Here is a 21,846-nt window from a genome sequence, read left to right as displayed (position 1 = left end):
TTAGGGATGGTTGGCTGCCATAACCCAGTCGTCATGCTGAACTTGTTTCAGCATCCATCAAGCCCCACACTCCTCCGCTCAATCCGGTGAAATGGACCCTGAACCGAGTTCAGGGTGACGATGAAGGCTAAGGTCCGCCATCTGGCCCAAAAGCCACCCTATAACCGCCAAAAACAAAGGCCGGGCAGGGGCGGTCCCCAACCCGGCCTTCCTCATTCTCTCCCCGATCAGGCCGCCTGATCGAGCGCCTTGATCTGCGACGCGTCGGCCCAGTTGCCGTGCAGGCCGAAGCGCAGGCGCACCGGGATGTTGATGGTCGCGATCGGCCCCTTGGCGATGTTGGTCGCCTCGAAGATCAGCAGGTCGCTGCTGCGCGTTTCGAGGCGGTTGCAGACCATGACGATCCAGCCGTCGCCTTCCGCCGCATCGGGCGACCGCGGCACGAAACAGGGTTCCTGGATGCTCGACACCGGCCCGGCCCACCATTTCTGCTCCTCGCCGGTTTCGAGGTCGACGAAGCCCAGCGTGTTCATCACCCAGCCGCCCGCGCTGCCGCCCTTCAGCTCGACCGGCTGCGATGGATCGATCACGACCATCCAGCCATAGCGGTTCCTGGTTCCGGCGAAGCGGTCGTCGATGCGCGGGAATTCGCCGATCATGTCCGACAGGCGCTCGGAACGATATTCCTCCTCATTCTGGTTGAGGTCGACGGTCCAGCGGGTGAGATAGGTGCTGCCCGCGACCGGATCGAACGGCGCGTCGTTGATGTCGGGGAAGAAGGGCATCATGTTGTTGGCCGCGACCGGCAGGTCGAGCACCAGCTTCGACCCGTCCTGATGCGCGTTCATCACATGCGCGGTGAAGCAGTTGCCGCCCTTGAACCAGCGTATGTCGTCCGCCGTGGTGCCGGGCTTGCGCGGCATCACCGCCAGATAGGTGGGCAGCGAGGTATCGAAGCCGAAATGCGGCTTGCCCGCCTCCAGCCTTTCCCAGCTGCTCGTCATCGGCATGACCGAGAACAGCGCATAATCGGGCGTGATCGCGAAATCGTGCATCATGCAATAATAGGGCGTTTCGAACCACACATCGTAGAGCAGCTCGCCTTCGGGGCTGATCTCGTAATAGGTCATGTCGCGGGTCAATATGCCCTTGGACGCATAGCCGAAGCCGCAGAGATTGCCGGTCGCCGGATCGGTCTTGGGGTGCGCGGTGAAGGTCTCGCCCTTCATCTTGCCGTCGAAATCGGTGTAGCCCCGCGTTTCGAGCGTCACCGGGTCCATCACCAGCGCCGGGCTGTCCTCCTTCAGCGCATAGAGGCGTCCGCCGTGGATGTAGGCGTTGGTGTTCGCGGTGCCGCGAATCTTGCCCTTCACCGAGTCGTCGTCGGTCAGCGGATTGCGATAGGCGCCGAACAGCGCCTTTCCGGCGGCGTTTTCCAGCTTCCACTTGTCGGTCTTGGCCCAGCGCTGGGTGAAATCGACGCGCCCGTCCCTGAACCGGAACATGGAGATCATGCCGTCGCCGTTGAAGGCGATATCGTCGCCCAGCTTCGGCGGATATTGGTGCTCTGGCTGAACGCGATAGAAGGCGCCGTGCATTTCCTTCGGAATCTCGCCCACCACGTTGAGGTCCTGCACATCGGCCTCGACGCGGGAAGGCGTGTTGAAGCCGGTGAAGGCGGGGGTATCGGGGAAAGTCGTCATGCCTGTCTCCTGATGCCCTGCATCGGTCGCCGCCGGATGACGGCGCTTCATGCGGGTGGTGTTCTATATTACAGAACGGTATTCTATATTATTCGACGCAAAAGTCCAGCTTCTCCAGCAGGAATATGGGAAGAACCATGGCGAAAATCATCGGATGATCGAAATTCAACAGCAGTTTCAATAGGATGACGATCGGAATGCCAGCCTGATTGACATTGCGGGTCATTGCAATTAGAAGAACATCGTTCTGTATGAAAGAACGAATGCAAAGTGGGATTCCCGCAACGGTGGGATTTATTCGGGTTTTTGGGGAGGAATTCATGCGTTCCAAGCTTGGTTTGGCACAGTTTCTGATCGGGGTTTCGGCGGTTGCGATGATGCCCGCCGCCGCGCAGGCGCAGGAAGGCGCCGCGCCCGCCGACCAGGGCGATGTGCAGGATATCGTCGTCACCGCGCAGTTCCGTCAGGAAAGCTCGCAAAAGGCCGCGCTCTCGCTGGACGTGCTGTCCGCCGACACGCTGGCCAAGGCGGGCGTGGCGCAGGCCACCGACATCGCGCGAATCGCGCCGGGCGTGCAGATCACGCAGGGCGGCACCGCGCTCCAGATCTACATCCGCGGCGCGGGCGACTTTTCGACCACGTCCTACAGCAACTCGGCGGTCGCGCAGAATTTCGACGGCGTGTTCGCCGCGCGCACCCAATATGTCGCGGGCACCTTCTTCGATCTGGAACGGGTCGAGGTGCTGAAGGGGCCGCAGGGCACGCTCTACGGCCGCAACGCCACCGGCGGCGCGCTCAACATCATTCCGGTGCAGCCGCGTCTGGGCGAGTTCGGCGGCTATATGTCCGCCGGTTTCCAGAATTATAACGGCTTCAGCGCGGAAGGCGCGCTCAACGTTCCGATCGGCGAGAAGGTCGCGCTGCGCGCGTCCTTCCAGGGCGTGTCGCGCGACGGCTATATCAGCGACGGCACCGATGACGACAAGCATCATTCCTTCCGCCTCCAGCTCAAGGCGGAGCCGAATGAGGACGTCACCATCCGCTTCGGCCTCAATTACCAGCATCTGGGCGGCAAGGGCCCCGGCAAGGTGGTCTATGAACGCACCGCGCCGGTCGCGCCCGGCCTGGTCAACGCCGGCCCGATCATCCCCGGCGATCGCTGGACCTCGATCAACGACACGCTCAACGGCCTGATCTCGCAGGTCACGGCGCCTCCGGGCATCTACCCGATCGACACCAGCACCGCCTATCAGGATGTCGACGTATGGGGCGTCAACGCGCATCTCGACTGGGATCTGGGGCCCGCCACGCTGACCGTCATCCCGGCCTATCAGCGGGTCGTGCTCGCCAGCAATTCCTACCCGGCGATGCGCTTCACCACGGTCAACCCCTATGACGGCAAGCCGTCCAGCTCCGACGCGCAGACGCTGGAAGTCCGCCTCGGCAACGCCACCGACACGCTGAAATGGGTGATCGGCGGCTATTTCTTCAACGAGGATCAGGACAGCTTCAACGAAGTGCGCATCGGCCGCGCATCCGACACGGCGTTCATCGCCGATCTCAACACCCGCGCCTATGCGGTGTTCGGCGAGGCGACCTATTCGCTGACCGATTTCTTCCGCGTGACCGGCGGCCTGCGCTACACCGACGAAACCAAGAAGGTGGACGCGCACCGCTACGCCCATTCGGGCAGCAGCGCCTGCCCCAATGGCGGCAGCGGTCCGGGCGGCAGCTGCGAGATATTGACGGCGGCGGGCACCTATGTGCAGGGCACCTATTCGGCCAACCGCGTCAACTACAAGGTCGGTGTCGAATTCGACGCCGCGCGCGACAGCATGCTCTATGCCAGCGTCGTCACCGGCTTCAAGTCGGGCGGCCAGTCCAACGCGGACATCGACCCCTATAAGCCGGAGGACGTGACCGCCTACACCATCGGATCGAAGAACCGCTTCTTCGGCCGCCTGGTGCAGCTGAATGCCGAGCTTTTCTACATGGACTATCGCGACCGGCAGGAGAATTTCTCCCAGCTCGATCGCGGCGGCGCGCAGGTTTCCTCGCTGTTCAACGCGGGCAAGGCGGTCGCCAAGGGCGCGAGCGTCGACCTGACGCTGCGTCCTACCCGGCTCGACAATTTCCGGGTCGCGGTCGAATATGTGAAGAGCAAGTACAAGGACTTCAGCTATCGCCGCTACACGGCGGGCAACCCCGGCGCGACGACGACCTGCGCGGTGACGCCGGTCACCGGCGGCAATGCGCAGGTCGGCTTCTGGAACGTGAGCTGCGATGGCTTCCAGCTGCCGCGCACGCCGAAATGGTCGGGCACGGTCAGCTACAGCCACACGTTCGAACTGGCGAATGGCGGGGAAATCGAGTTCTCCCCCGACATGAGCTTCTCGTCCGCGCGCTGGCTGAGCGCCGAATTCTCGCAGAATGCGCGGGGCGAGGCCTATGCGCTGTTCAACGCGAACCTGACCTATCGCGCGCCGGACGATGCGTGGTCGCTTCAGCTGTTCATGCGCAATATCGGCGACAAGGCGGTCTATACCGGCACGCAGCAATATCCGTTCATCGCCAATTTCAACGCGATGGATATCGCTCCGCCCCGCACCTATGGCGCGCGCTTCCGCGTCCATTTCTGAGTGTGAAAAGGCCGGGGGAGGGGATTGGCGACGATCCCTCCTTCCGATCCTCTTTCGGACAGGAAACGCGGGTGGCTCTCCGGCTGCCCGCGTTTCCCGTTGGGGCTGGGGCGGGCCTCTGCTCCCGCCGCCGAACGGCAAAAATCCTGCCTTTCGAGGCGTGAATACAATTGATTTCATCTGATTCTCTCTATATAATAGAACTATATTCTATTAGACAGAACTAAACGAAAGGCGAGCAATGCGGCTGGCAAGATTTGACGGAGGAAGGATAGGCATCGTCCTGGATCAGGAGATCGCGGATATCACGGGCATCGCCGGGGTCGATCCGGCGGAATGGCCCGCGACCGGCGTGCTGCGCCTGATCCGCGACTTCGACGCGAAAAGGGCGGAGATCGAGGCGGCGCTGGAAAGCGCGCCGCGCAAGCCGCTCGCCGCCGTTCGCCTCGAAACGCCGGTGCCGTGGCCGAACAAGGTCATCGCCTATCCGGTCAACTATCATGCCCATGGCAAGGAAATGCAGGCGCAATATCGCGCCACCAACCAGGGCTTTTTCCTGAAGCCCTGCTCGTCGCTCTCCGGCCCCGCCGATCCGGTGGTGCTGCCCAATGTGCCGGGGCGCGAGGTGCATCATGAAAGCGAGCTGGCGATCATCATCGGCAAGCAGGTGCGCGGCCTGAAACGCGAGGACTGGCGCGAGGCGGTGTTCGGCTATGCCTGCCTGCTCGACATGGTGGTGCGCGGGCGCGAGGAGCGCGTCTTCCGCAAGGCCTATGACAGCTTCTGCCCCGTCGGTCCGTGGATCGTCACCGCCGACGAGATCGAGCATCCCGACCAGCTCGGCATGAAGCTGTGGGTCGGCGACGAACTGCGCCAGTCGGCCAATACCCGCGATCTGGTGCTCGACATTCCGGGCATGGTCGAAATGGCTTCCGCCGTGATGACGCTCTACCCCGGCGACATCATCGCGACCGGCACGCCCGAAGGCGTCGGCCCGGTGGTGGCGGGCGACCGCATCCGCATCGCCATCGACCAAATCGGTGAGATGTCTGTCGATGTGGTGCAGGGCGAACTGGGCATGAGCGAGCCCTTCGCCCAGCCTTATGTGCCGCCCATCGTCAAGCAGAACTGAGATGACGGCGCGGCCCATGGACTCGCTCAACGCCCTCTATCAGGCGTTCACCGACCTCAACATGGAAGGCGGCTGGCATCGCCGCTTCCCGGCGTTGTGGCGCGAGCAGAAGAGGAATTTCCTGCCCCATGTCTGGCATTATGCGGATGTGAAGCCGATCCTCGACCGGGCGGGGGAACTGGTCGACACCGAATTTGCCGAGCGGCGCAACCTCACCATGTTCAACCCGGTCGAGGGGAATATCTATCCCACGGTGCGGACGCTGGTGGCCGCCTATCAGATGGTCCGCCCCGGCGAGGTCGCCCGCGCCCATCGCCACACGCCGAACGCGCTGCGGCTGATCCTCGAAGGCCGGGGCACTTCCACCATCGTCAACGGCAAACAGGTGGAGATGCGCCCCGGCGACGTGCTGCTGACGCCCAACTGGGCATGGCATTCCCATGCCAATGAGGGCGATGAAGATTGCTACTGGATGGACTTCCTCGACGTGCCGCTGGTGCATCTGCTGGAACCGATGTTCTACGAGCCGCATCGGCAGGGGCTGGAGCCGGAGGTCGAGCGGCTGGAGCAGGCGCCCATCGCCTTCCGCTGGGAGGATACGCTGGCAGCGCTCGACGCCGCTCAGGCGAGGGCAGGGGCCGGCCAGGTGGTTTCGGTGGAGCTGGGGCCGGAAAAGCTCGACACCATCGGCCTCCACATGCTGCGCATCCCGGCCGGCGGCGCGACCGCGCCGCTGCGCACCACGGCGAACAATATCTATGCGGTGGTGAAGGGCAGCGGCGTCACCGAAATCGACGGCGAGACGCTGGACTGGGCATTCGGCGACACCATCGCGGTGCCCGCCTGGCGGCCTTTCCTCCACCGCGCGGCGGAGGAGGCGGTGCTGCTGCGCGTCACCGACGAGCCCGTCTTCGCCAAGCTCGGCTGGCTGCGGGAAGAGCATTCTTGACGAGCGAACCGAATTTTCCGGGCCGACGCGCCCTGCCGGTGGCGGCGGCCGCCACCCCCATGCACATTTCTGACTGGAGCATCTCATGAGCAAATCGCCCAAAATCCTGATTGCCGGCGGCGGCATCGGCGGCATGGCTGCCGCCCTTTCCCTGCTGCGCCGCGGCTATGAGGTGGAGGTCTATGAGCAGGCGCGCGAGCTGGGCGAGGTCGGCGCGGGCGTGCAGATCAGCCCCAACGGTTCCCGCGCGCTCGACGCGCTGGGCGTGTTCGAGACGCTGAAGGCGGCATCCTGCGCGCCGCAGAAGAAGGAATTCCGCCTCTGGAACACCGGACGGCGCTGGCCGATGTTCGATCTGGGGCCGCTCGCGATCGAGAAATATGGCTATCCTTATCTGACCGTCTATCGCCCCGACCTGCTGGGTACGCTGGTGGACGCGGTGCGCGCGCTGTCGCCCGACTGCATCCGGCTGGCCAAATCGGTGACGGACGTGGAACTGCGCGACGATGGCGTGACGCTGCATTTTCAGGACGGCAGTTCGGCGGATGGCGATCTGCTGGTCGGCGCCGATGGCGTCAAATCGGCGGTGCGCAAGAGCCTGTTCGGCGACGACGAGGCTAATTTCACCGGCATGATCGCGTGGCGCGCGGTCATCCCGATGGAGCGGCTGCCGGAGCATCTGCGCCAGATGGTCGGCTGGACGTGGATCGGCCCCGGCGGCCACATGGTCAACTATCCGCTGCGCGGCGGCAAGCTGATGAACATGATCGGCACGATCGAGCGCGACGACTGGCAGGTCGAAAGCTGGTACGAGCAGGGCAGCATCGAGGAATGCGCGACCGACTTCGCCGGCTGGCACGAGGATGTGCAGACGCTGATCCACGCCGCGCCCACGGTAATGAAATGGGCGTTCATGGAGCGCACGCCGCGCACCGAATGGACGAAGGGCCGCGCGACGCTGCTCGGCGATGCCTGCCATGCGACGCTGCCCTTCCTCGCGCAGGGGGCGGTGATGTCGATCGAGGACGGCGTGGTGCTCGGCCGCTGCCTCGACAAATATGACGACCCGCTCGAAGCGCTGAAGGCCTATGAGCAGGCGCGGGTCGAACGCACCCGCAAGATGGTGATGGGCGCGAAGGAGAATACCGCGCGCTTCCACGAATCCGCGCTCGCGACCGAGGAAGGCGCGGTCAAATATATGGAAACCGAATGGAGCCGCGACCCGATCACCGATCGCTATGACTGGCTCTATCGCTACGACGTGCAGACCACGGAGATTTAATCGTGACGGCGAGCGAGGAAGGAGCGCTGCCGCCCGCCGACCTGTTGCGCGGCGTGCGCGTGCTGGACCTGACCAACGTGCTGTCCGGCCCCTATGCGACCTATCAGATGGCGATGCTGGGCGCGGAGGTCATCAAGGTCGAGAACCCGGACGGCGGCGATCTGGCGCGCAAGCTGGGCGCCTCCCCGGCGCTCAACGCGCAGATGATGGGCACGTCCTTCCTCGCGCAGAATGCGGGGAAGAAGTCCGTCACCATCGACCTCAAGCACCCGGACGGCAAGGCGCTGTTCCGCGAGCTGCTCGCCACGGCGGACGTGGTGGTGGAGAATTTCCGCCCCAAGGTGATGGAGCGGCTGGGCTTCGGCTATGAGGTGGTGAAGGCGATCCGGCCGTCGATCGTCTATTGCTCGATCTCCGGCTTCGGGCAGGACGGGCCGATGAGCGGCAATCCCGCCTATGACCAGATCGTGCAGGGTCTGTCCGGCGTGATGAGCATCACCGGCGATGCGCAGTCCGCGCCGCTGCGGGTGGGCTATCCGCTCTGCGACACGCTGGGCGGCGTCGGCGCCGCGTTCGCCATCGCCAGCGCGCTGTTCCGGCGCGAGCGGACGGGGCAGGGCTGCTATATCGACCTGTCGATGCTGGACGCGACCATCTCCGCGCTGGGCTGGGCGGTGTCCAACTATCTGATCGCCGGGGTGGAGGCCAAGCCCATCGGCAACCAGAACATGACTGCCGCGCCTTCGGGCGCGTTCCGCTGCGCCGACGGGCAGATCAACATCGCCGCCAACAAGCAGGAGCAGTTCGAGCGGCTGTGCGCGCTGATCGACCGGCCCGGCCTCGCGGCCGACCCCCGCTTCGCCGAGCGGGAAGCGCGCAAGACCAACCGCGCTGCGCTCAACGCGGTGCTGGACGAGGCGCTGTCCGCCCGCAGCGCCGAGGAATGGGAGACGCTGCTCAACGCCAACGGCATCCCCGCCGGGCGGATATTGAGCGTGCCGGAAATCCTCGCCCATCCGCAGATCACCGCGCGCGACCTGGTGCATGAAATCCCGATGGGCCAGCCGGGCCTCGACAGCGTGCGGGTGGTGCGCGCCGGTTTTGCGCTGGGCGACGGGCAACCGGGCGCACGCTCCGCACCGCCGGTGCTGGGCGCGGACAATGAAGCGATTTTCGGCGAGCTGGGGCGCGACGGGGCGGCGCTGGAGGGCCTCCGCGCCGCAGGTGCGATCTGAGATGCGGCGCGCGCAGCCTCGACCGCGACCCCGCGCGGCGGGCTCAGTCGTCGTGCAGCAGCGCGAAGCGGGCGGGCGTTTCACCCAGGTTGATGGACAGGCGGACGCAGGCCTCGCGCAGCAGCGGGCGCAGCTTCTCGACATAGTCCGGCGTGAAGCGGAGGCTGGGGCCGGAAAGGCTGATCGTGCCGAGCAGCGCATGGCCGGCGCCGAATACCGGCATCGACATCGCCGCCATTTCCGGGTCGACGCGGCCGACCGACACGACGCAGAAATCCTCCGGCCGCACCGGCTGGGCGGACGGCGTTTCGAACCGGCGCAATATGGTCGAGGCCGCGCCCTCGTTGAGCACGCGGCGGTCGCCGAGGCGGATGCTGTAGTCGCGAATGGCGTGGCGTCCGTCGATGCGGAACAGGCAGACCTGATATTCGTCGTCGCGGATGAAGAAGGACGCCCCTTCGTTGGTGGCGGCGACCAGTTCCTCCAGCACCGGCTGCACATAGTCGCGCAGTTCGAAGCTGTCCTGGAAAATGGCGGACAGGGCGAGCAGGCCGGAGCCGAGCTGATAGCTGCCGTCGGCGCGCTGCCACACGAAGCCGTATTTTTCCAGCGACCCCATGAGGCGCAGGATCGTGCTCTTGTAAAGCCCCGTCGCGCGCGCAATCTCGGCCAGCGTCAGGACGGGCTTTTCCCGCGTGAAAGCGTGCAGAATGTCAAATGCCCGGTCGACGGCGGCAACGCCTGCCTTGGAATTCATGATCCGAAAAGCCCCGTATGTGATGAAATGAGTGTTCCGTTTAACAGAACATCGGTTCGTTCTGCAACGGATATTCTTTCGACCGGGGCCTGCAAAAGCGAAGGAACAGCGAAATGAGCGATCTGCCTGCCAGCATCTCTATCAAGGAAGAAGGGCCGAGGGAAGGTTTCCAGATCGAGAAGAAGGCAATTCCCACGGAGCAGAAGATCCGCCTCGTCGATGCGCTGTCGGACACCGGGCTCGATTATATTCAGGTTACCTCCTTCGTTCACCTGGAAAAGGTGCCGGGCATGGCCGATGCCGAGGCAGTGGTCGCGGGCATGACGCCGCGCCCCGGCGTGCGCTATGCGGGGCTGTGGCTGAACCAGCGGGGGCTGGAGCGCGCGATCGCCACCGGGCGGCTCTATCTGGAAGGCAAGCTCACCCTCTACGCGTCCGATGCGTTCCTGAAAAAGAACCAGAACCGCACGCCGGACCAGCAGCTCGCCGCCCAGCCGGAGCTGATCCGCATGTATCAGGCGCACGGCATCCCGGTGCGGACCGGCTTCGTCACCGCCGCCTTCGGCTGTAATTTCGAGGGCGATGTGGAGCCATCGCGCGTGGTCGATCTGGTCGCGCAGATGCGCAGCGTCGCGCGCGACATGGGCGAGGACCTGTCGCTCATTGGCCTGGGCGACACCATGGCCTGGGCGACGCCGGAGCGCATCCGCCGCGTCGTCGGCATGGTGCGCGACGCCAACCCCGATGTGGAGCTGTCGCTGCATCTGCACGACACGCGCGGGCTGGGGCTCGCCAATGCCTATGCGGGGTTGCAGATGGGCGTGCGCCATTTCGACGCGGCGGTGGCGGGCCTCGGCGGCTGCCCCTTCGCCGCCCATGCGGGCGCGGCGGGCAATATCTGCACCGAGGATTTCGTGCTGATGTGCGAGGAAATGGGTGTCGCCACCGGTGTCGACCTCGAAAAGCTGATCGACTGCGCGCGGCTGGCCGAGGAGATTGTCGGCCACCCGCTGCCCGGCAAGGTGAAGGCCGGGGGCAGCCTGTCGGCGCTGCGCAGGCGCCTGTCCTGAAAGTGGAGGGAGAGGGCCTATATCCGGCCCCCTCCGCAACGTTTCAGCCTTCGTGCACGGTCTTGGTGACGAGGCAGGCGGCGAGGCCTTCGGGCCCGTCCTCATGCCCGTGGCCCGACCATTTGACGCCGCCGAACGGCGAGTCCGATCCGCCCACGGTCGTCGTGTTGATCGCCAGCATGCCGGTTTCCAGCTCGCTCTGGATCAGCCGCTGGCGCTTCGCGTCGCTGGTCCAGCAATAGGCGGCGAGGCCATAGGGCAGGCGGTTGGCCTCCGCGATCATATCCTCCTCGCTGCGATAGGGGTTGATCAGCGCGACCGGGCCGAACGGCTCCTCGTTCATCACCTGCGCATCCAGCGGGATTTCGGAGAGCACGGTCGGCGCGAAGAAGAAGCCGCGATTGCCGATCCGCTCGCCGCCGGTGTGCAGCTTCGCGCCCGCCCGCCGGGCATCGGCGATCAGGCTTTCCATCGCTTCGGGGCGGCGGGCATTGGCCATCGGCCCCATCTGCACGCCGTCCTCCAGCCCGTTGCCGACGCGCAGCGCCGCCGCCCGCTCGGCGAAGCCCGCGAGGAAGCGCTCATAGATGTTTTCCTGCACGATGAAGCGGGTGGGGGAGACGCAGACCTGCCCGGCATTGCGATATTTGTGCGGCACCACGGCGTTGAGCGCCGTGTCGAGGTCGGCATCGTCGAAGATCAGCACCGGGCCATGGCCGCCCAGTTCCATCGTCGTGCGCTTGAGGTCGTCCGCCGCCAGCTTGATCAGATGCTTGCCGATGGTGGTGGAGCCGGTGAAGCTCAGCTTGCGGATGACGGGCGAGCGCAGCAGGTGCGAGGATACCTCGGCCGGGATGCCGAACACCGCCTGCGCCACATCGCCGGGCAGCCCGGCGTCGTAGAGGCATTGCAGCACGCCCAGCGCCGAGGCCGGGGTTTCCTCCGCCGCCTTCAGGATCACCGAGCAGCCCGCCGCGATCGGCGCGCCCAGCTTGCGTCCGGCATTGCCGAGCGGGAAGTTCCATGGCGCGAACGCCGCGACCGGGCCGACCGGCTCATGCGTCACGGTGGAGCGCAGCCCTGCCGGGCGCACCAGCGCGCGGCCATAGAGGCGATGCACCTCGCCCGCGTAGAAGCGGAACAGGCCGACATTCATCATCACCTCGATGCGCGCCTCGGCCAGCGTCTTGCCCTGTTCCAGCGTCGCGGCGCGGGCGAGCTCCTCCCGCCGCTCCAGCATCAGCTGCGCCGCGCCTTCCAGCACCGCCGCCCGTTCCTGCGCCGACGCCTTGCGCCAACGGGCAAAGCCGCGCTGCGCCGCCTCCAGCGCGCGGTCGAGATCGGCGGGGGTGGCGAGCGGCAGCTGGCCCAGCACCTCTTCCGTCGCCGGGTTGACCACCGGGAAGGTGGCGCGCCCGTCCGTGCCGATCTTCTCGCCGTCGATCATCATGTACAGATCGGGATAGCCGCTCATCTTCTGTGCTCCATATGCGAATAGATTGTTCTGTTAGACAGCATTATGTTCTGAAATGAAAATGGCAAGCGCCGATTGCCTTCCCGCCAGTCCGGTGTCGCCATTCTTCGCTGCGCGGCTTGCATTTGGCAAGCGTCCGTCTATGGCCCCTGTCCATGGTCGGCGGGTCGTGGCGGACCTGCGCGGGATTTTTCTGCGCGCAAGGTGACTGACCTCTTTATCAGCCATGGCGGCTTCTTTATGCTGGAGGATGCACCGGCGCGGCCGGGCTCGACCCCTTGCGGGGAAAAGCGCCGTCCGTGCCGTGAGATGGAGTAGCTGAATGATCGCATTTTCTTCCTTCGTTCCCCAGCCTTGCGGGAAAGAAGGATGTCATTTCGCAGCCCGTATCCATGGATGAGGGCATGGCGGCGGCCATGCCGCGCGTGAGGGGGAAGCTGACGGCGCAGGCGCCGCTGGCGCCGCTGGTCTGGTTCAAGTCGGGCGGCGCGGCGCAATGGCTGTTCGAGCCCGCCGATGTCGAGGATTTGCAGGAATTTCTGCGCGACCTGCCGCCCGATGTGCCGGTGATGGCGCTGGGGCTGGGGTCGAACCTGATCGTGCGCGACGGCGGCGTGCCGGGCGTGGTCGTGCGGCTGGGCAAGGCGTGCGGCAAGGTGGAGCAGGTCGCGCCTCTGACCTTGCGCTGCGGCGGCGGGGCGTCGGGCATCGCGGTCTCGTCCGCCGCGCGGGATGCGGGCGCGGCGGGGCTGGAGTTCCTGCGCTCGATCCCCGGCACCGTGGGCGGCTTCGTGCGCATGAACGGCGGCGCCTATGGCCGCGAGGTGAAGGACATATTGGTCGAGGCCGACGTGGTGCTGCGCTCCGGCGAGCGGGTGACGCTGCCGGTCGGGGCGCTGGGCTACAGCTATCGCCACAGCACCCTGCCCGAAGGGGCTATCGTCGTTTCCGCGACCTTCCGGGGCGAGCCGGGCGAGCCTGCCGCCATTCAGGCGGAGATGGATCGCATCGCCGCCGAGCGCGAAGCCTCGCAGCCGCTGCGCAGCCGCACCGGCGGATCGACCTTCAAGAACCCGCTGCCGCACAAGGCATGGCAGTTGGTCGACGAGGCCGGATGCCGGGGGCTGCGACTGGGCGACGCGCAGGTGTCGGAAAAGCATTGCAACTTCCTGCTCAACCTCGGCGCGGCAAGCTCCGCCGATATCGAGGCATTGGGCGAGGAGGTGCGCCGCCGGGTGAAGGACAGCAGTGGCGTGGAACTGGAATGGGAAATACAGCGCGTGGGCCTGGAATTGGTCAAGGTTTCGAAGGATAGCGACGCATGAGCCGTGGTCCGTGGCATGTCGCCGTGCTGATGGGCGGCTGGTCGTCGGAGCGCCCGGTTTCGCTGTCGAGCGGCGAGGGCGTGGCCAGGGCGCTGGAATCGCGCGGCCACACAGTGACGCGCATCGACATGGACCGCGATGTCGCGCTGCGGCTGGCGGAGGCGAAGCCCGATATCGTGTTCAACGCCCTCCACGGCGTGCCGGGCGAGGACGGCACGGTGCAGGGGATGATGGACCTGATGGGCATCAGATATACCCATTCGGGCCTCGCCACCTCGGTCGTCGCCATCGACAAGGAACTGACCAAGCAGGTGCTGGTGCCCGCCGGCATTCCGATGCCCGCCGGCAAGGTGGTGCGCAGCGAAAGCCTGCACGAAGGCGACCCGCTGCCGCGCCCCTATGTAGTGAAGCCGCCGCGCGAGGGCAGCTCGGTCGGCGTCGCCATCGTCACGGCGGACGGCAATTACGGCTCGCCCATCGGCCGCGATGTGGAGGGGCCGTGGAAGCATTTCGATGAGCTGCTGGCCGAACCCTATATTCGCGGGCGGGAGTTGACCACGGCGGTGCTGGGTGAGGAGGCGCTGCTGGTCACCGAATTGCGGCCCAAATCGGGCTTCTACGATTTCGACGCCAAATATACCGACGGCATGACCGAGCATGTCTGCCCCGCCGACGTGCCGGAGGAGATAACGCAGGCGTGCCGCGACATCGCGCTGCGGGCGCATCGCCTGCTGGGGTGCAAGGGCACGTCGCGCGCCGATTTCCGCTGGGACGACGAAAAGGGGCTGGACGGCCTCTTCCTGCTGGAGGTCAACACCCAGCCGGGCATGACGCCGCTCAGCCTCGTGCCCGAACAGGCGGCGAAGCTGGGCATCGACTATGCCGAGCTGGTCGAGCGCATCATCGAAGAGGCGCTATGAGCGAAGCGCGCATCCGTCGCGGAGGCACCAGCCGTCTGTCCGTCAAGGGGCAGGCGAAGGTCACCGCGCGGTCGCGCCGGGGCGCCGTCCGCCAGAAATCGGCGTTCGACCTGTGGCTGGCGCGCTTGCCGATCAGCCGGGCGGGCCTCAACCGCCTGATCAACTGGGCGGTGCTGCTGCTGATCGCGCTGCTGCTCTGGGGCGCGGCGAGCTTCTTCGGCCTGTTCGGCATGCTGCGCATGGAAATGGGCGAATGGGCGGCGCGTGCGGGCTTTCAGGTGGAGAAGGTCGAGGTGCACGGCACCGAGCGCATGGACGAGATGGCGGTCTATGCGATCGCGCTGGGGCAGGTGGACCGCTCGATGCTGAACATCGACCTGCCGAAGGTGCGGCAGGACATCATGCACCTGCCCTGGGTGCAGGATGCGCGCATTTCCCGCCGCCTGCCCGATACGCTGGTGGTCGACGTGGTGGAGCGCAAGCCCGCGGCCGTGTGGCAGCAGGGCGGCAAGCTTTCGCTGATCGATGCCGAGGGCGTGGTGCTGGAGCCGGTGTCGCCCGCCGCGATGCCGGACCTGCCGCTGCTGGTGGGGACGGACGCCAACCGGCAGGCGGCGCGGCTTGCGCTGCTGATGGAGGCGGCGCCCGCGCTGAAGCCGGTGCTGGCCGGGGCGACCTGGGTCGGCAACCGCCGCTGGGACCTGCGCTTCCAGTCGGGCGAGACGCTGTCGCTGCCGGAGGGGGATGAGCAGGCGGCGAGCGCGCTGGTCACCTTCGCGCGGCTCGATGGCCTCAACCGCCTGCTGGGACGCGGCATTCCGCGCTTCGACATGCGCGATCCCGACAAGTTCATCCTGCGCCTGCCCAAGGGGGCGAATGCGCCGGACGTTCCGGCTTCCGCCGCCGATGGCGACAAGGCGGACGCTCCGGCCGGGGAGGACGCCACGGACAGCACCGGCGCGGATGCGCCGCGCAAGGAACAGGGTTGACGACGCATGCCACCACCAAAGACCCGACAGCTCATCACCGCCGTGGACATAGGCTCGTGGAAGATCTCCGCGCTGATCGCGGCGATCAACGACGCGGGCGAGATGGAGGTGCTGGGCACCGGCCAGCGCGAGAGCCGGGGCGTGCGCCGGGGCTTCATCGCCGACATGGAGCGCACCGAACTCGCCGTGCGGGAGACGGTCGAGCAGGCCGAGCGCGTCGCGGGCAGCAACATCGAGGATGTGTGGGTCGGCTTTTCGGGCGGCAACCTCGTCAGCGACATCGTGTCGGTGGAGCGGGAGCTGGGCGGCTTCCGCGTGGAGCGCGACGATATCGAGGAACTGATGGTGATCGGCCGGGACAGCATCGACCCCGGCGGCAAGGTGATATTGCACGCGCAGCCCGCCTGCTTCGTCATCAACGGCACCGAGGGGGTGAAGCGGCCCGAAGGCATGCACGCCGACCGGCTGGGCGTCGACATCCATGTGGTGTTGGCCGACGGCGCGCCGCTGGCGAACATGGAATTGTGCGTGCGTGGGGCCTATCTCAACGTCAACGGCATCGTCGCCGCGCCGATGGCGACGGGCATGGCTTGCCTGAGCGAAGAGGAGCGGGAGTTGGGCGTGGCGCTGGTCGAACTGGGCGCGGGCGTCACCAATGTCTCGGTCTATGCGGGCGGCATGCTGCTCGGCATGCAGAGCATTCCGATGGGTGCGTCCGACATCACCGACGATATCGCCTCGGCCTTCGGCATCCGTCGCAGCCAGGCGGAACGGGTGAAATGCTTCTACGGCTCGGCGCTCCAGAACCCGCGCGATTTCCGCGAGATGATCGAGATCGTGCCCAATGTCGCGGAGGGGGAGCGCAGCGACGGCGGGCGCATCACCCGCGCCGCGCTGGTCGCGGTGATCTGCGAGCGGCTCAACCAGATCATGGTGAAGGTGGGCGAGGCGCTGACGCAGCTGGGCTTCACCACGCCCGCCGGGCGGCAGGTGGTGCTGACCGGCGGAGGCGCGGAGATGAAGGGCATCGCCGACTATGCGCAGGGCGCGCTGGGGCGCACGGTGCGCATCGGCCGCCCGCGCGGTCTGCTCGCCTTGCCGGAGGCACATTCCGGCCCTGCCTTCGCGACATTGGTGGGCCTCGCGCTCTATGGTCATGCAAGGCCGCTGGACCTGAGGCAGATGGAGGGCGTGGCCGGTTCTTCCGGCGCGCAGGCCACGCCGATGGGCTGGTGGCGGCGCCTCGTCAGCGTGGTGAAGGCGAATTACTGACAATCTGTTACGTTCCTCAATGGATTTGGTTAAAAAAGGGATGAATTGCGTTCTGATCTCGTGCATGAAGCAGAATTGAAACATGTGCCGATCCGGCATTATTGGGGCAGCAATGGAAGGTTGGGGCACCGGCCCTTGGGAGCAGATATATGAGCATCGAAATCGGACCGCCGCTTGTTGACGAACTGAAGCCCCGCATCTCCGTCATCGGTGTGGGGGGCGCGGGCGGAAACGCCATCGCCAACATGATCGCGGCCCAGGTGGAAGGGGTCGATTTCATCGTCGCCAATACCGATGCGCAGGCGCTCAATGCGTCTCCGGCGGAACGGCGCATCCAGCTCGGCCCGCGCATCACCGAAGGGCTGGGCGCGGGCTCGCGGCCGGAAATCGGCCGCGCGGCGGCGGAAGAAACCATCAATACCGTGGAAGAGGCGCTCGACGGCGCGCATATGGTGTTCATCGCGGCCGGCATGGGCGGCGGCACCGGCACCGGCGCAGCCCCGGTCATCGCCAAGGCGGCGCGCGATCGCGGCATTTTGACCGTGGGCGTCGTCACCAAGCCCTTCACCTTCGAAGGGGCCCGCCGGGCGCGCTCGGCCGATGCCGGTATCGAGGAATTGCAGAAGCATGTCGACACGCTGATCGTCATCCCGAACCAGAACCTCTTCCTCGTCGCCAATCCGAACACGACCTTCAAGGAAGCGTTCCAGATGGCCGACGAGGTGCTGCAGCAGGGCGTGCGCGGCATCACCGACCTGATGGTCATGCCGGGCCTCATCAACCTCGACTTCGCGGACGTCCGTTCCGTCATGGGCGAGATGGGCAAGGCGATGATGGGCACGGGCGAGGCCGACGGCGACGGCCGCGCGCTGGCCGCCGCCGAAAAGGCGATCGCCAACCCGTTGCTCGACGGCGTGTCGATGAAGGGCGCGAAGGGCGTCATCGTCTCGATCACCGGCGGCGAGGACATGCGCCTGATGGAGGTGGACGAGGCCGCGAACCATATTCGCGAGCTGGTCGATCCCGATGCGAACATCATCTGGGGCTCGGCGTTCAACCCGGACCTCGAAGGCAAGATCCGCGTGTCGGTCGTCGCGACCGGCATCGAGAGCGAAAGCAGCCCGGCGGCGGTGCCCGCGTCGCAGCCGTTCAGCTTCGCCAGCCGTCCGGCGGCGGCGCCCGCCGCGCCGGTTGCCGCACCCGCGCCTGCCCCGGCGGCAGAGGTGCCGCCGGTCGAAGCGCAGCCCGCTGCGGCCGAGCCGGTGGCCGAGGAAGAGCCGATGGATCTGGCCGGCACCGAGGCGGAAGCTGTGGCGGAAACCGTGCAGCCCGCACCCGCCGTGGAACCGGAAGCCGCGCCGGTGCGCCCGGTCGCCCGGTTCGACGACATCAACGGCGAGGACGAATTGCTGCTGGGCGGAGAGGCCCCCGCGCCCCGTTCGCCGCTGGCGTCGAAGCCCGCCGCTGCGGCCAAGCCCGCGCCCGCGCCGCGCAGCACCGGCGGAACGCTGTTCGAGCGCATGTCCGGCCTGTCTCGCGGTTTCGGCCGCACCAATGAGGCGGAGGACGAGGAAGAAAGCGCGCCCGTGACCAACTTCCCGCAGTTCCTCAACCGGCAGGGCAATCAGTAAATCGCCGGCCGGCCAGCCGCTTCCTTCGGGGAGCGGCGGACCGCCGACCGTCCTTCCCGCCGATCCGCGCGGGAACCTGTCCGGCATGGCGCCGCGCAGGAAAAGCGAACAGCAGGGGGCGGCCTGCCGGAACCGGCGGGCGGCTCTATAGATAAAAGGGGTCCGCGCCTTTTCCGGTCGGGGAAGGCGCCCGGATCGCGACCGTGACAGCATGGCGCGATCCGCAACGACAGCAACGGACAAACCCTGGATAACCCGATCATGACCGTCCTTTTTCGTTCCCTCCTCGGCTCGGCCAGCCTGCTTGCCGGTTGCGCATTGGCACTGACCCCTGCCGCCGCGCTGGCCCAGACCGCCGCGCCGTCCTCCTCACAGGCGGAAGCGCAGTCCGCCGCCGATGCCGGGCGCACGCTCGCCAATGCGATGTCGAGGCTGGCGAGCAGCCCGCGCGACACCGACGCGCTGATCGACGCCGGGGAAGCCGCGCTGAAGCTGGACGATCCGCGCTCCGCCATCGGCTTTTTCGGCCGGGCGGACGATGTGTCGCCCAATAACGGCCGGGTGAAGGCGGGGCTGGGGCGGGCGATGCTGGCGCTGGGGCAGACCGGCGACGGCCTGCGCCTGATGGAGCAGGCGGCGACCCTGCGCTATTCCGACCTGCCGTTGCTGATCGATCGCGGGTTGGCGCGCGACCTCAGCGGCAATCAGGCGGGCGCGCAGCGCGATTATCAGGAGGCGCTGCAACGCGACCCCGACAATGCGGTCGCCCTGCGCCGCTATGCGGTGTCGCTCGGCATTTCCGGCCAGGTCGACATGGCCGAGCGAACGCTGCAACCGCTGCTGTACAAGAACGACCGCGCCGCATGGCGCGACCGCGCCTTCATCCTGGCGATGAACGGGCGCACCGCCGACGCGCTGGACATTACCAGCAAGACCATGCCGCCCGCGCTGGCCGACGCGATCAAGCCCTATATCGAGCGCATGGCGATGCTGACGCCGGGGCAGCGCGCGGCGGCCGTGCATATGGGGCAGTTCCCCGCCGGGCTGGTCAATGTGCGCGTGGCTTCCACCGCCGTGCCCGCCCCGCAGCCGCCCTCCGCCACCGTCGAACCGGCCGAGAGGAAGAGCGGCAGGGAGAGGCAGCCCCGCACCCGGACCACTCGCGCCGCCGCGCGGGAAAGCGCCGCCGCCACCCGCATCGCCGCCGCGCCTGTGGCCCCCTCCGCACCGACACCCGCGCCCGCGACTCCGCCGCCTGCGTCGGCCGGGCGCGCAACCCCGGCACCCGCGACTTCCGCGCCTGCGACGCCTGCACCCGCCGCCCGGCCTGTCGCCGGTCCGGCAGCCAGTGCGACGCCAGCCAGCCAATCACCGGCCAGCCAGCCTGCGGCCAGTCCGCCGCCTCAGCCCGCCCCGGTGGTGAGGGCAGCCGCGCCGACGCCTCCAACATCGACGCCCTCCGCATCCCCGCCCGCTACGCCGAGAGTCGATCTACGGCCCGCAACCGCCGTTGCCGCCACGCCTCGCGAGCCGGTGGGAACCGCCGTGGCGGCGGCACAGCCTCCCGCCGCGCGGCAGATTCAGGGACCACCCACGCCGGTGGAGGGGGCGGTCCGGACCCCCGCCGCGCCCGCCGCCACCCCGGCCACGCCCGCCTCGGCGCCCGCCCCGGCCGTGGCTTCCGTCCCCGCAGCTACACCCGCACCCGCACCCGCGTCCACGCCCACGCCCGCCGCCCCGGCGGAATCGACTCGTTCGCTGGCCGAGATCATGGCGGAGATCAGCATTCCGGAGGCGGAGCGCCGTCAGGACGTGGTGCCGGTCAACCTCGCGGAAATCGCCGCGATGCAGGCCGAGAAGCGCAGGCAGGAAGCGGCCGAGGCTAGGGCACGCAAGGCCGCCGAGGCGAAGGAGGCCGCCCGCCGCAAAGCGGAGGCCGAAGCGAAGGCCAAGGCCGAGGCGGAGAAGAAGCGCCTTGCCGAAAATCCCGCCCGTTATTGGGTGCAGATCGGCGTCGGGCGGGACAAGGGCGCGCTCGCCTTCACGCTCCGGCGGATGAAGAAGGATCATGCCGCGCTCGCCAGATATGACGGCTGGTCGGCGGGCTGGGGGCAGACCAACCGCCTCGTGGTCGGGCCGTTCCCCAATCTGGCCAAGGCCAGGGCGGTCGAGGCGGAGATGAAGAAAGCGGGCAGCGATGCCTTCGTCTGGCGCAGCGATGCGGGGGAAGAGGTTGACAGGATCGGCGGCTGAGGCGCATCGCCTCTTTCCGATGACCAGAACGACCGCATCCTATGCCTGCCATCCGGACGAAAGCCGGGGCCGCCTCTATCCCGAACCGGGCGGGGAGACGCGCGGCCCGCGCGACGTGTACCAGCGCGACCGCGACCGGATCATCCATTCCATCGCCTTCCGGCGGTTGCGCCACAAGACGCAGGTGTTCGTCGCGCCCGACGGCGATCATTACCGCGTCCGCCTGACCCACAGCCTGGAGGTCGCGCAGATCGGCCGCACCATCGCGCGGGTGCTGGGCCTCAACGAGGATCTGACCGAGGCGCTCTGCCTCGCCCATGATATCGGCCATCCACCCTTCGGCCATGCCGGGGAAAAGGCGCTGGAAGAGGCGCTGCGCGATGCCGGGGGCTTCGACCACAACGCCCATTGCCTGCGCATATTGATGCAGCTCGAAAGCCCCTATCCGCGCTTTCCGGGGCTGAACCTCAGCTGGGAAATGCTGGAGGGGCTGGCCAAGCATAACGGCCCGGTGCGCAATCCGAACTGGGCGATGCGGGAGCTGGACGCGCTCTTCCCGCTCGAGCTCGACAGCTGGCCTTCGCTGGAGGCGCAGGTCGCGGCGATCGCCGACGATATCGCCTATGACAATCACGACATAGACGATGGCCTGCGCGCGGGCATGCTGACGCTCGACCAGATTTGCGAAGTGCCGTTCGTCAGGGCGGGGTGGGACAAGGTGCACGCCCGCTATCCCGATGTCGAGGAAAGCCGCCTGCTTCGCGAGCTGATCCGCGACCAGATCGGCGTGATGGTAAACGACCTGATCGAGGCCAGCCGGCGGCGGATTGCGGAATCGGGGGTGAAAAACGCTGCCGATGTGCGCGCAGCGGGTCATCGTCTCATCGATTTTTCCGATGAAATGGCCGCCCATGAACGCGGCCTCAAGCGCTTCATGTACGCCAATCTCTATCTGTCCGGCACGCAGCTGGCGGAGGCGGAGCGGGCGCAGCGCATCGTCTCCGGCCTGTTCGCCGCCTATCGCGAGCGGCCCGCCCTGATGGGCGAGGGCTGGGGCGCGTGCGCGCCGATGGAGGAACCGCAGCGCAGCCGTCATATCGGCGATTATATCGCGGGCATGACCGATCGTTTCGCCGAGCGCTGCCATGAGGAAATCCACGGCGCGCTGCCTCCGGCCTGACGGCTGTTCGCCTGTCCGGTTGACAGGCCGGGCGC

Annotated in this window: 16 protein-coding genes; 13 read left to right on the top strand and 3 right to left on the bottom strand. The window is 67.0% G+C overall.

All coding sequences use genetic code 11. The features are described 5' to 3' along the window. Positions 1 to 227: 227 nt before the first annotated feature. Positions 228 to 1,703: a lignostilbene-alpha,beta-dioxygenase gene (locus GGR43_RS11265; RefSeq protein WP_188072059.1), complete on the bottom strand. Its 1,476-nt coding sequence runs from the start codon at positions 1,701 to 1,703 to the stop codon at positions 228 to 230. A 320-nt stretch (positions 1,704 to 2,023) separates the two neighbouring features. On the opposite strand from GGR43_RS11265, the gene GGR43_RS11255 reads away from it, so the two are divergent. The 5 genes from GGR43_RS11255 to GGR43_RS11235 all read left to right on the top strand — a co-directional run bounded on the left by GGR43_RS11255 (position 2,024) and on the right by GGR43_RS11235 (position 8,940). Beyond that, the gene (locus GGR43_RS11255) at positions 2,024 to 4,342 is read left to right on the top strand and encodes a TonB-dependent receptor (protein ID WP_188072057.1); all 2,319 of its coding nucleotides are present in this window, start codon (positions 2,024 to 2,026) and stop codon (positions 4,340 to 4,342) included. Positions 4,343 to 4,583: 241 nt separating this feature from the next. Then, a complete protein-coding gene (locus tag GGR43_RS11250; protein WP_188072056.1) occupies positions 4,584 to 5,474 on the top strand; it encodes a fumarylacetoacetate hydrolase family protein in 891 nt (296 codons plus the stop codon). Between the two features lies 1 nt (position 5,475). Continuing rightward, positions 5,476 to 6,423, top strand: coding sequence for a cupin domain-containing protein (locus GGR43_RS11245; protein WP_188072055.1), 948 nt, complete (start codon positions 5,476 to 5,478; stop codon positions 6,421 to 6,423). 85 nt (positions 6,424 to 6,508) lie between these two features. Next, positions 6,509 to 7,705: an FAD-dependent monooxygenase gene (locus GGR43_RS11240; RefSeq protein WP_188072054.1), complete on the top strand. Its 1,197-nt coding sequence runs from the start codon at positions 6,509 to 6,511 to the stop codon at positions 7,703 to 7,705. Positions 7,706 to 7,707: 2 nt separating this feature from the next. Beyond that, positions 7,708 to 8,940 (top strand): CaiB/BaiF CoA transferase family protein, encoded by a 1,233-nt coding sequence (locus GGR43_RS11235; protein ID WP_188072053.1) that lies wholly within the window; start codon positions 7,708 to 7,710, stop codon positions 8,938 to 8,940. Between the two features lie 43 nt (positions 8,941 to 8,983). Here the strand turns inward: GGR43_RS11235 and GGR43_RS11230 are convergent, their stop codons facing one another. Further along, positions 8,984 to 9,697: an IclR family transcriptional regulator gene (locus GGR43_RS11230; protein WP_188072052.1), complete on the bottom strand. Its 714-nt coding sequence runs from the start codon at positions 9,695 to 9,697 to the stop codon at positions 8,984 to 8,986. Between the two features lie 113 nt (positions 9,698 to 9,810). Between GGR43_RS11230 and GGR43_RS11225 the strand changes: the two genes are divergently transcribed. Further along, a complete protein-coding gene (locus GGR43_RS11225) occupies positions 9,811 to 10,767 on the top strand; it encodes a hydroxymethylglutaryl-CoA lyase (protein ID WP_188072051.1) in 957 nt (318 codons plus the stop codon). 43 nt (positions 10,768 to 10,810) lie between these two features. Here the strand turns inward: GGR43_RS11225 and GGR43_RS11220 are convergent, their stop codons facing one another. Further along, the gene (locus GGR43_RS11220) at positions 10,811 to 12,241 is read right to left on the bottom strand and encodes an NAD-dependent succinate-semialdehyde dehydrogenase (RefSeq protein WP_188072050.1); all 1,431 of its coding nucleotides are present in this window, start codon (positions 12,239 to 12,241) and stop codon (positions 10,811 to 10,813) included. A 404-nt stretch (positions 12,242 to 12,645) separates the two neighbouring features. Here GGR43_RS11220 and murB point away from each other — a divergent pair, with 404 nt between their 5' ends. From murB to GGR43_RS11185, 7 genes are all read left to right on the top strand, one after another. Further along, positions 12,646 to 13,566: a UDP-N-acetylmuramate dehydrogenase gene (murB, locus tag GGR43_RS11215; protein ID WP_188072188.1), complete on the top strand. Its 921-nt coding sequence runs from the start codon at positions 12,646 to 12,648 to the stop codon at positions 13,564 to 13,566. Further along, complete coding sequence (locus GGR43_RS11210) at positions 13,563 to 14,486, top strand: D-alanine--D-alanine ligase (protein ID WP_188072049.1); 924 nt, start codon at positions 13,563 to 13,565, stop codon at positions 14,484 to 14,486. Before murB ends, GGR43_RS11210 begins: the two co-directional genes overlap by 4 nt. Continuing rightward, complete coding sequence (locus GGR43_RS11205; RefSeq protein ID WP_188072048.1) at positions 14,483 to 15,475, top strand: cell division protein FtsQ/DivIB; 993 nt, start codon at positions 14,483 to 14,485, stop codon at positions 15,473 to 15,475. Before GGR43_RS11210 ends, GGR43_RS11205 begins: the two co-directional genes overlap by 4 nt. A gap of 6 nt (positions 15,476 to 15,481) precedes the next feature. Next, positions 15,482 to 16,747 carry a cell division protein FtsA gene (gene ftsA, locus GGR43_RS11200; RefSeq protein ID WP_188072047.1) on the top strand — a complete coding sequence of 422 codons (1,266 nt, stop codon included), beginning with the start codon at positions 15,482 to 15,484 and terminating at the stop codon, positions 16,745 to 16,747. Positions 16,748 to 16,896: 149 nt separating this feature from the next. Further along, a complete protein-coding gene (gene ftsZ, locus GGR43_RS11195; protein WP_188072046.1) occupies positions 16,897 to 18,378 on the top strand; it encodes a cell division protein FtsZ in 1,482 nt (493 codons plus the stop codon). Positions 18,379 to 18,639: 261 nt separating this feature from the next. Continuing rightward, the gene (locus GGR43_RS11190; protein ID WP_188072045.1) at positions 18,640 to 20,631 is read left to right on the top strand and encodes an SPOR domain-containing protein; all 1,992 of its coding nucleotides are present in this window, start codon (positions 18,640 to 18,642) and stop codon (positions 20,629 to 20,631) included. Between the two features lie 19 nt (positions 20,632 to 20,650). Next, positions 20,651 to 21,811 (top strand): deoxyguanosinetriphosphate triphosphohydrolase, encoded by a 1,161-nt coding sequence (locus GGR43_RS11185; RefSeq protein WP_188072044.1) that lies wholly within the window; start codon positions 20,651 to 20,653, stop codon positions 21,809 to 21,811. Positions 21,812 to 21,846 lie beyond the last annotated feature (35 nt).

Origin of the sequence: Sphingobium jiangsuense (genome assembly GCF_014196495.1) — a bacterium.
GTDB lineage: Bacteria > Pseudomonadota > Alphaproteobacteria > Sphingomonadales > Sphingomonadaceae > Sphingobium > Sphingobium jiangsuense.
Note: the sequence above shows the minus strand (reverse complement) of the source record. Positions and strands in the feature narration are given on the sequence as shown.

Excerpts from the sequence above, each read along its gene's own strand:
- GGR43_RS11265 (WP_188072059.1), bottom strand. The coding sequence starts at position 1,703 with ATGACGACTTTCCCCGATACCCCCGCCTTCACCGGCTTCAACACGCCT.
- GGR43_RS11255 (WP_188072057.1), top strand. The coding sequence starts at position 2,024 with ATGCGTTCCAAGCTTGGTTTGGCACAGTTTCTGATCGGGGTTTCGGCG.
- GGR43_RS11250 (WP_188072056.1), top strand. The coding sequence starts at position 4,584 with ATGCGGCTGGCAAGATTTGACGGAGGAAGGATAGGCATCGTCCTGGAT.
- GGR43_RS11245 (WP_188072055.1), top strand. The coding sequence starts at position 5,476 with ATGACGGCGCGGCCCATGGACTCGCTCAACGCCCTCTATCAGGCGTTC.
- GGR43_RS11240 (WP_188072054.1), top strand. The coding sequence starts at position 6,509 with ATGAGCAAATCGCCCAAAATCCTGATTGCCGGCGGCGGCATCGGCGGC.
- GGR43_RS11230 (WP_188072052.1), bottom strand. The coding sequence starts at position 9,697 with ATGAATTCCAAGGCAGGCGTTGCCGCCGTCGACCGGGCATTTGACATT.
- GGR43_RS11225 (WP_188072051.1), top strand. The coding sequence starts at position 9,811 with ATGAGCGATCTGCCTGCCAGCATCTCTATCAAGGAAGAAGGGCCGAGG.
- GGR43_RS11220 (WP_188072050.1), bottom strand. The coding sequence starts at position 12,241 with ATGAGCGGCTATCCCGATCTGTACATGATGATCGACGGCGAGAAGATC.
- murB (WP_188072188.1), top strand. The coding sequence starts at position 12,646 with ATGGCGGCGGCCATGCCGCGCGTGAGGGGGAAGCTGACGGCGCAGGCG.
- GGR43_RS11210 (WP_188072049.1), top strand. The coding sequence starts at position 13,563 with ATGAGCCGTGGTCCGTGGCATGTCGCCGTGCTGATGGGCGGCTGGTCG.
- GGR43_RS11205 (WP_188072048.1), top strand. The coding sequence starts at position 14,483 with ATGAGCGAAGCGCGCATCCGTCGCGGAGGCACCAGCCGTCTGTCCGTC.
- ftsA (WP_188072047.1), top strand. The coding sequence starts at position 15,482 with ATGCCACCACCAAAGACCCGACAGCTCATCACCGCCGTGGACATAGGC.
- ftsZ (WP_188072046.1), top strand. The coding sequence starts at position 16,897 with ATGAGCATCGAAATCGGACCGCCGCTTGTTGACGAACTGAAGCCCCGC.
- GGR43_RS11190 (WP_188072045.1), top strand. The coding sequence starts at position 18,640 with ATGACCGTCCTTTTTCGTTCCCTCCTCGGCTCGGCCAGCCTGCTTGCC.
- GGR43_RS11185 (WP_188072044.1), top strand. The coding sequence starts at position 20,651 with ATGACCAGAACGACCGCATCCTATGCCTGCCATCCGGACGAAAGCCGG.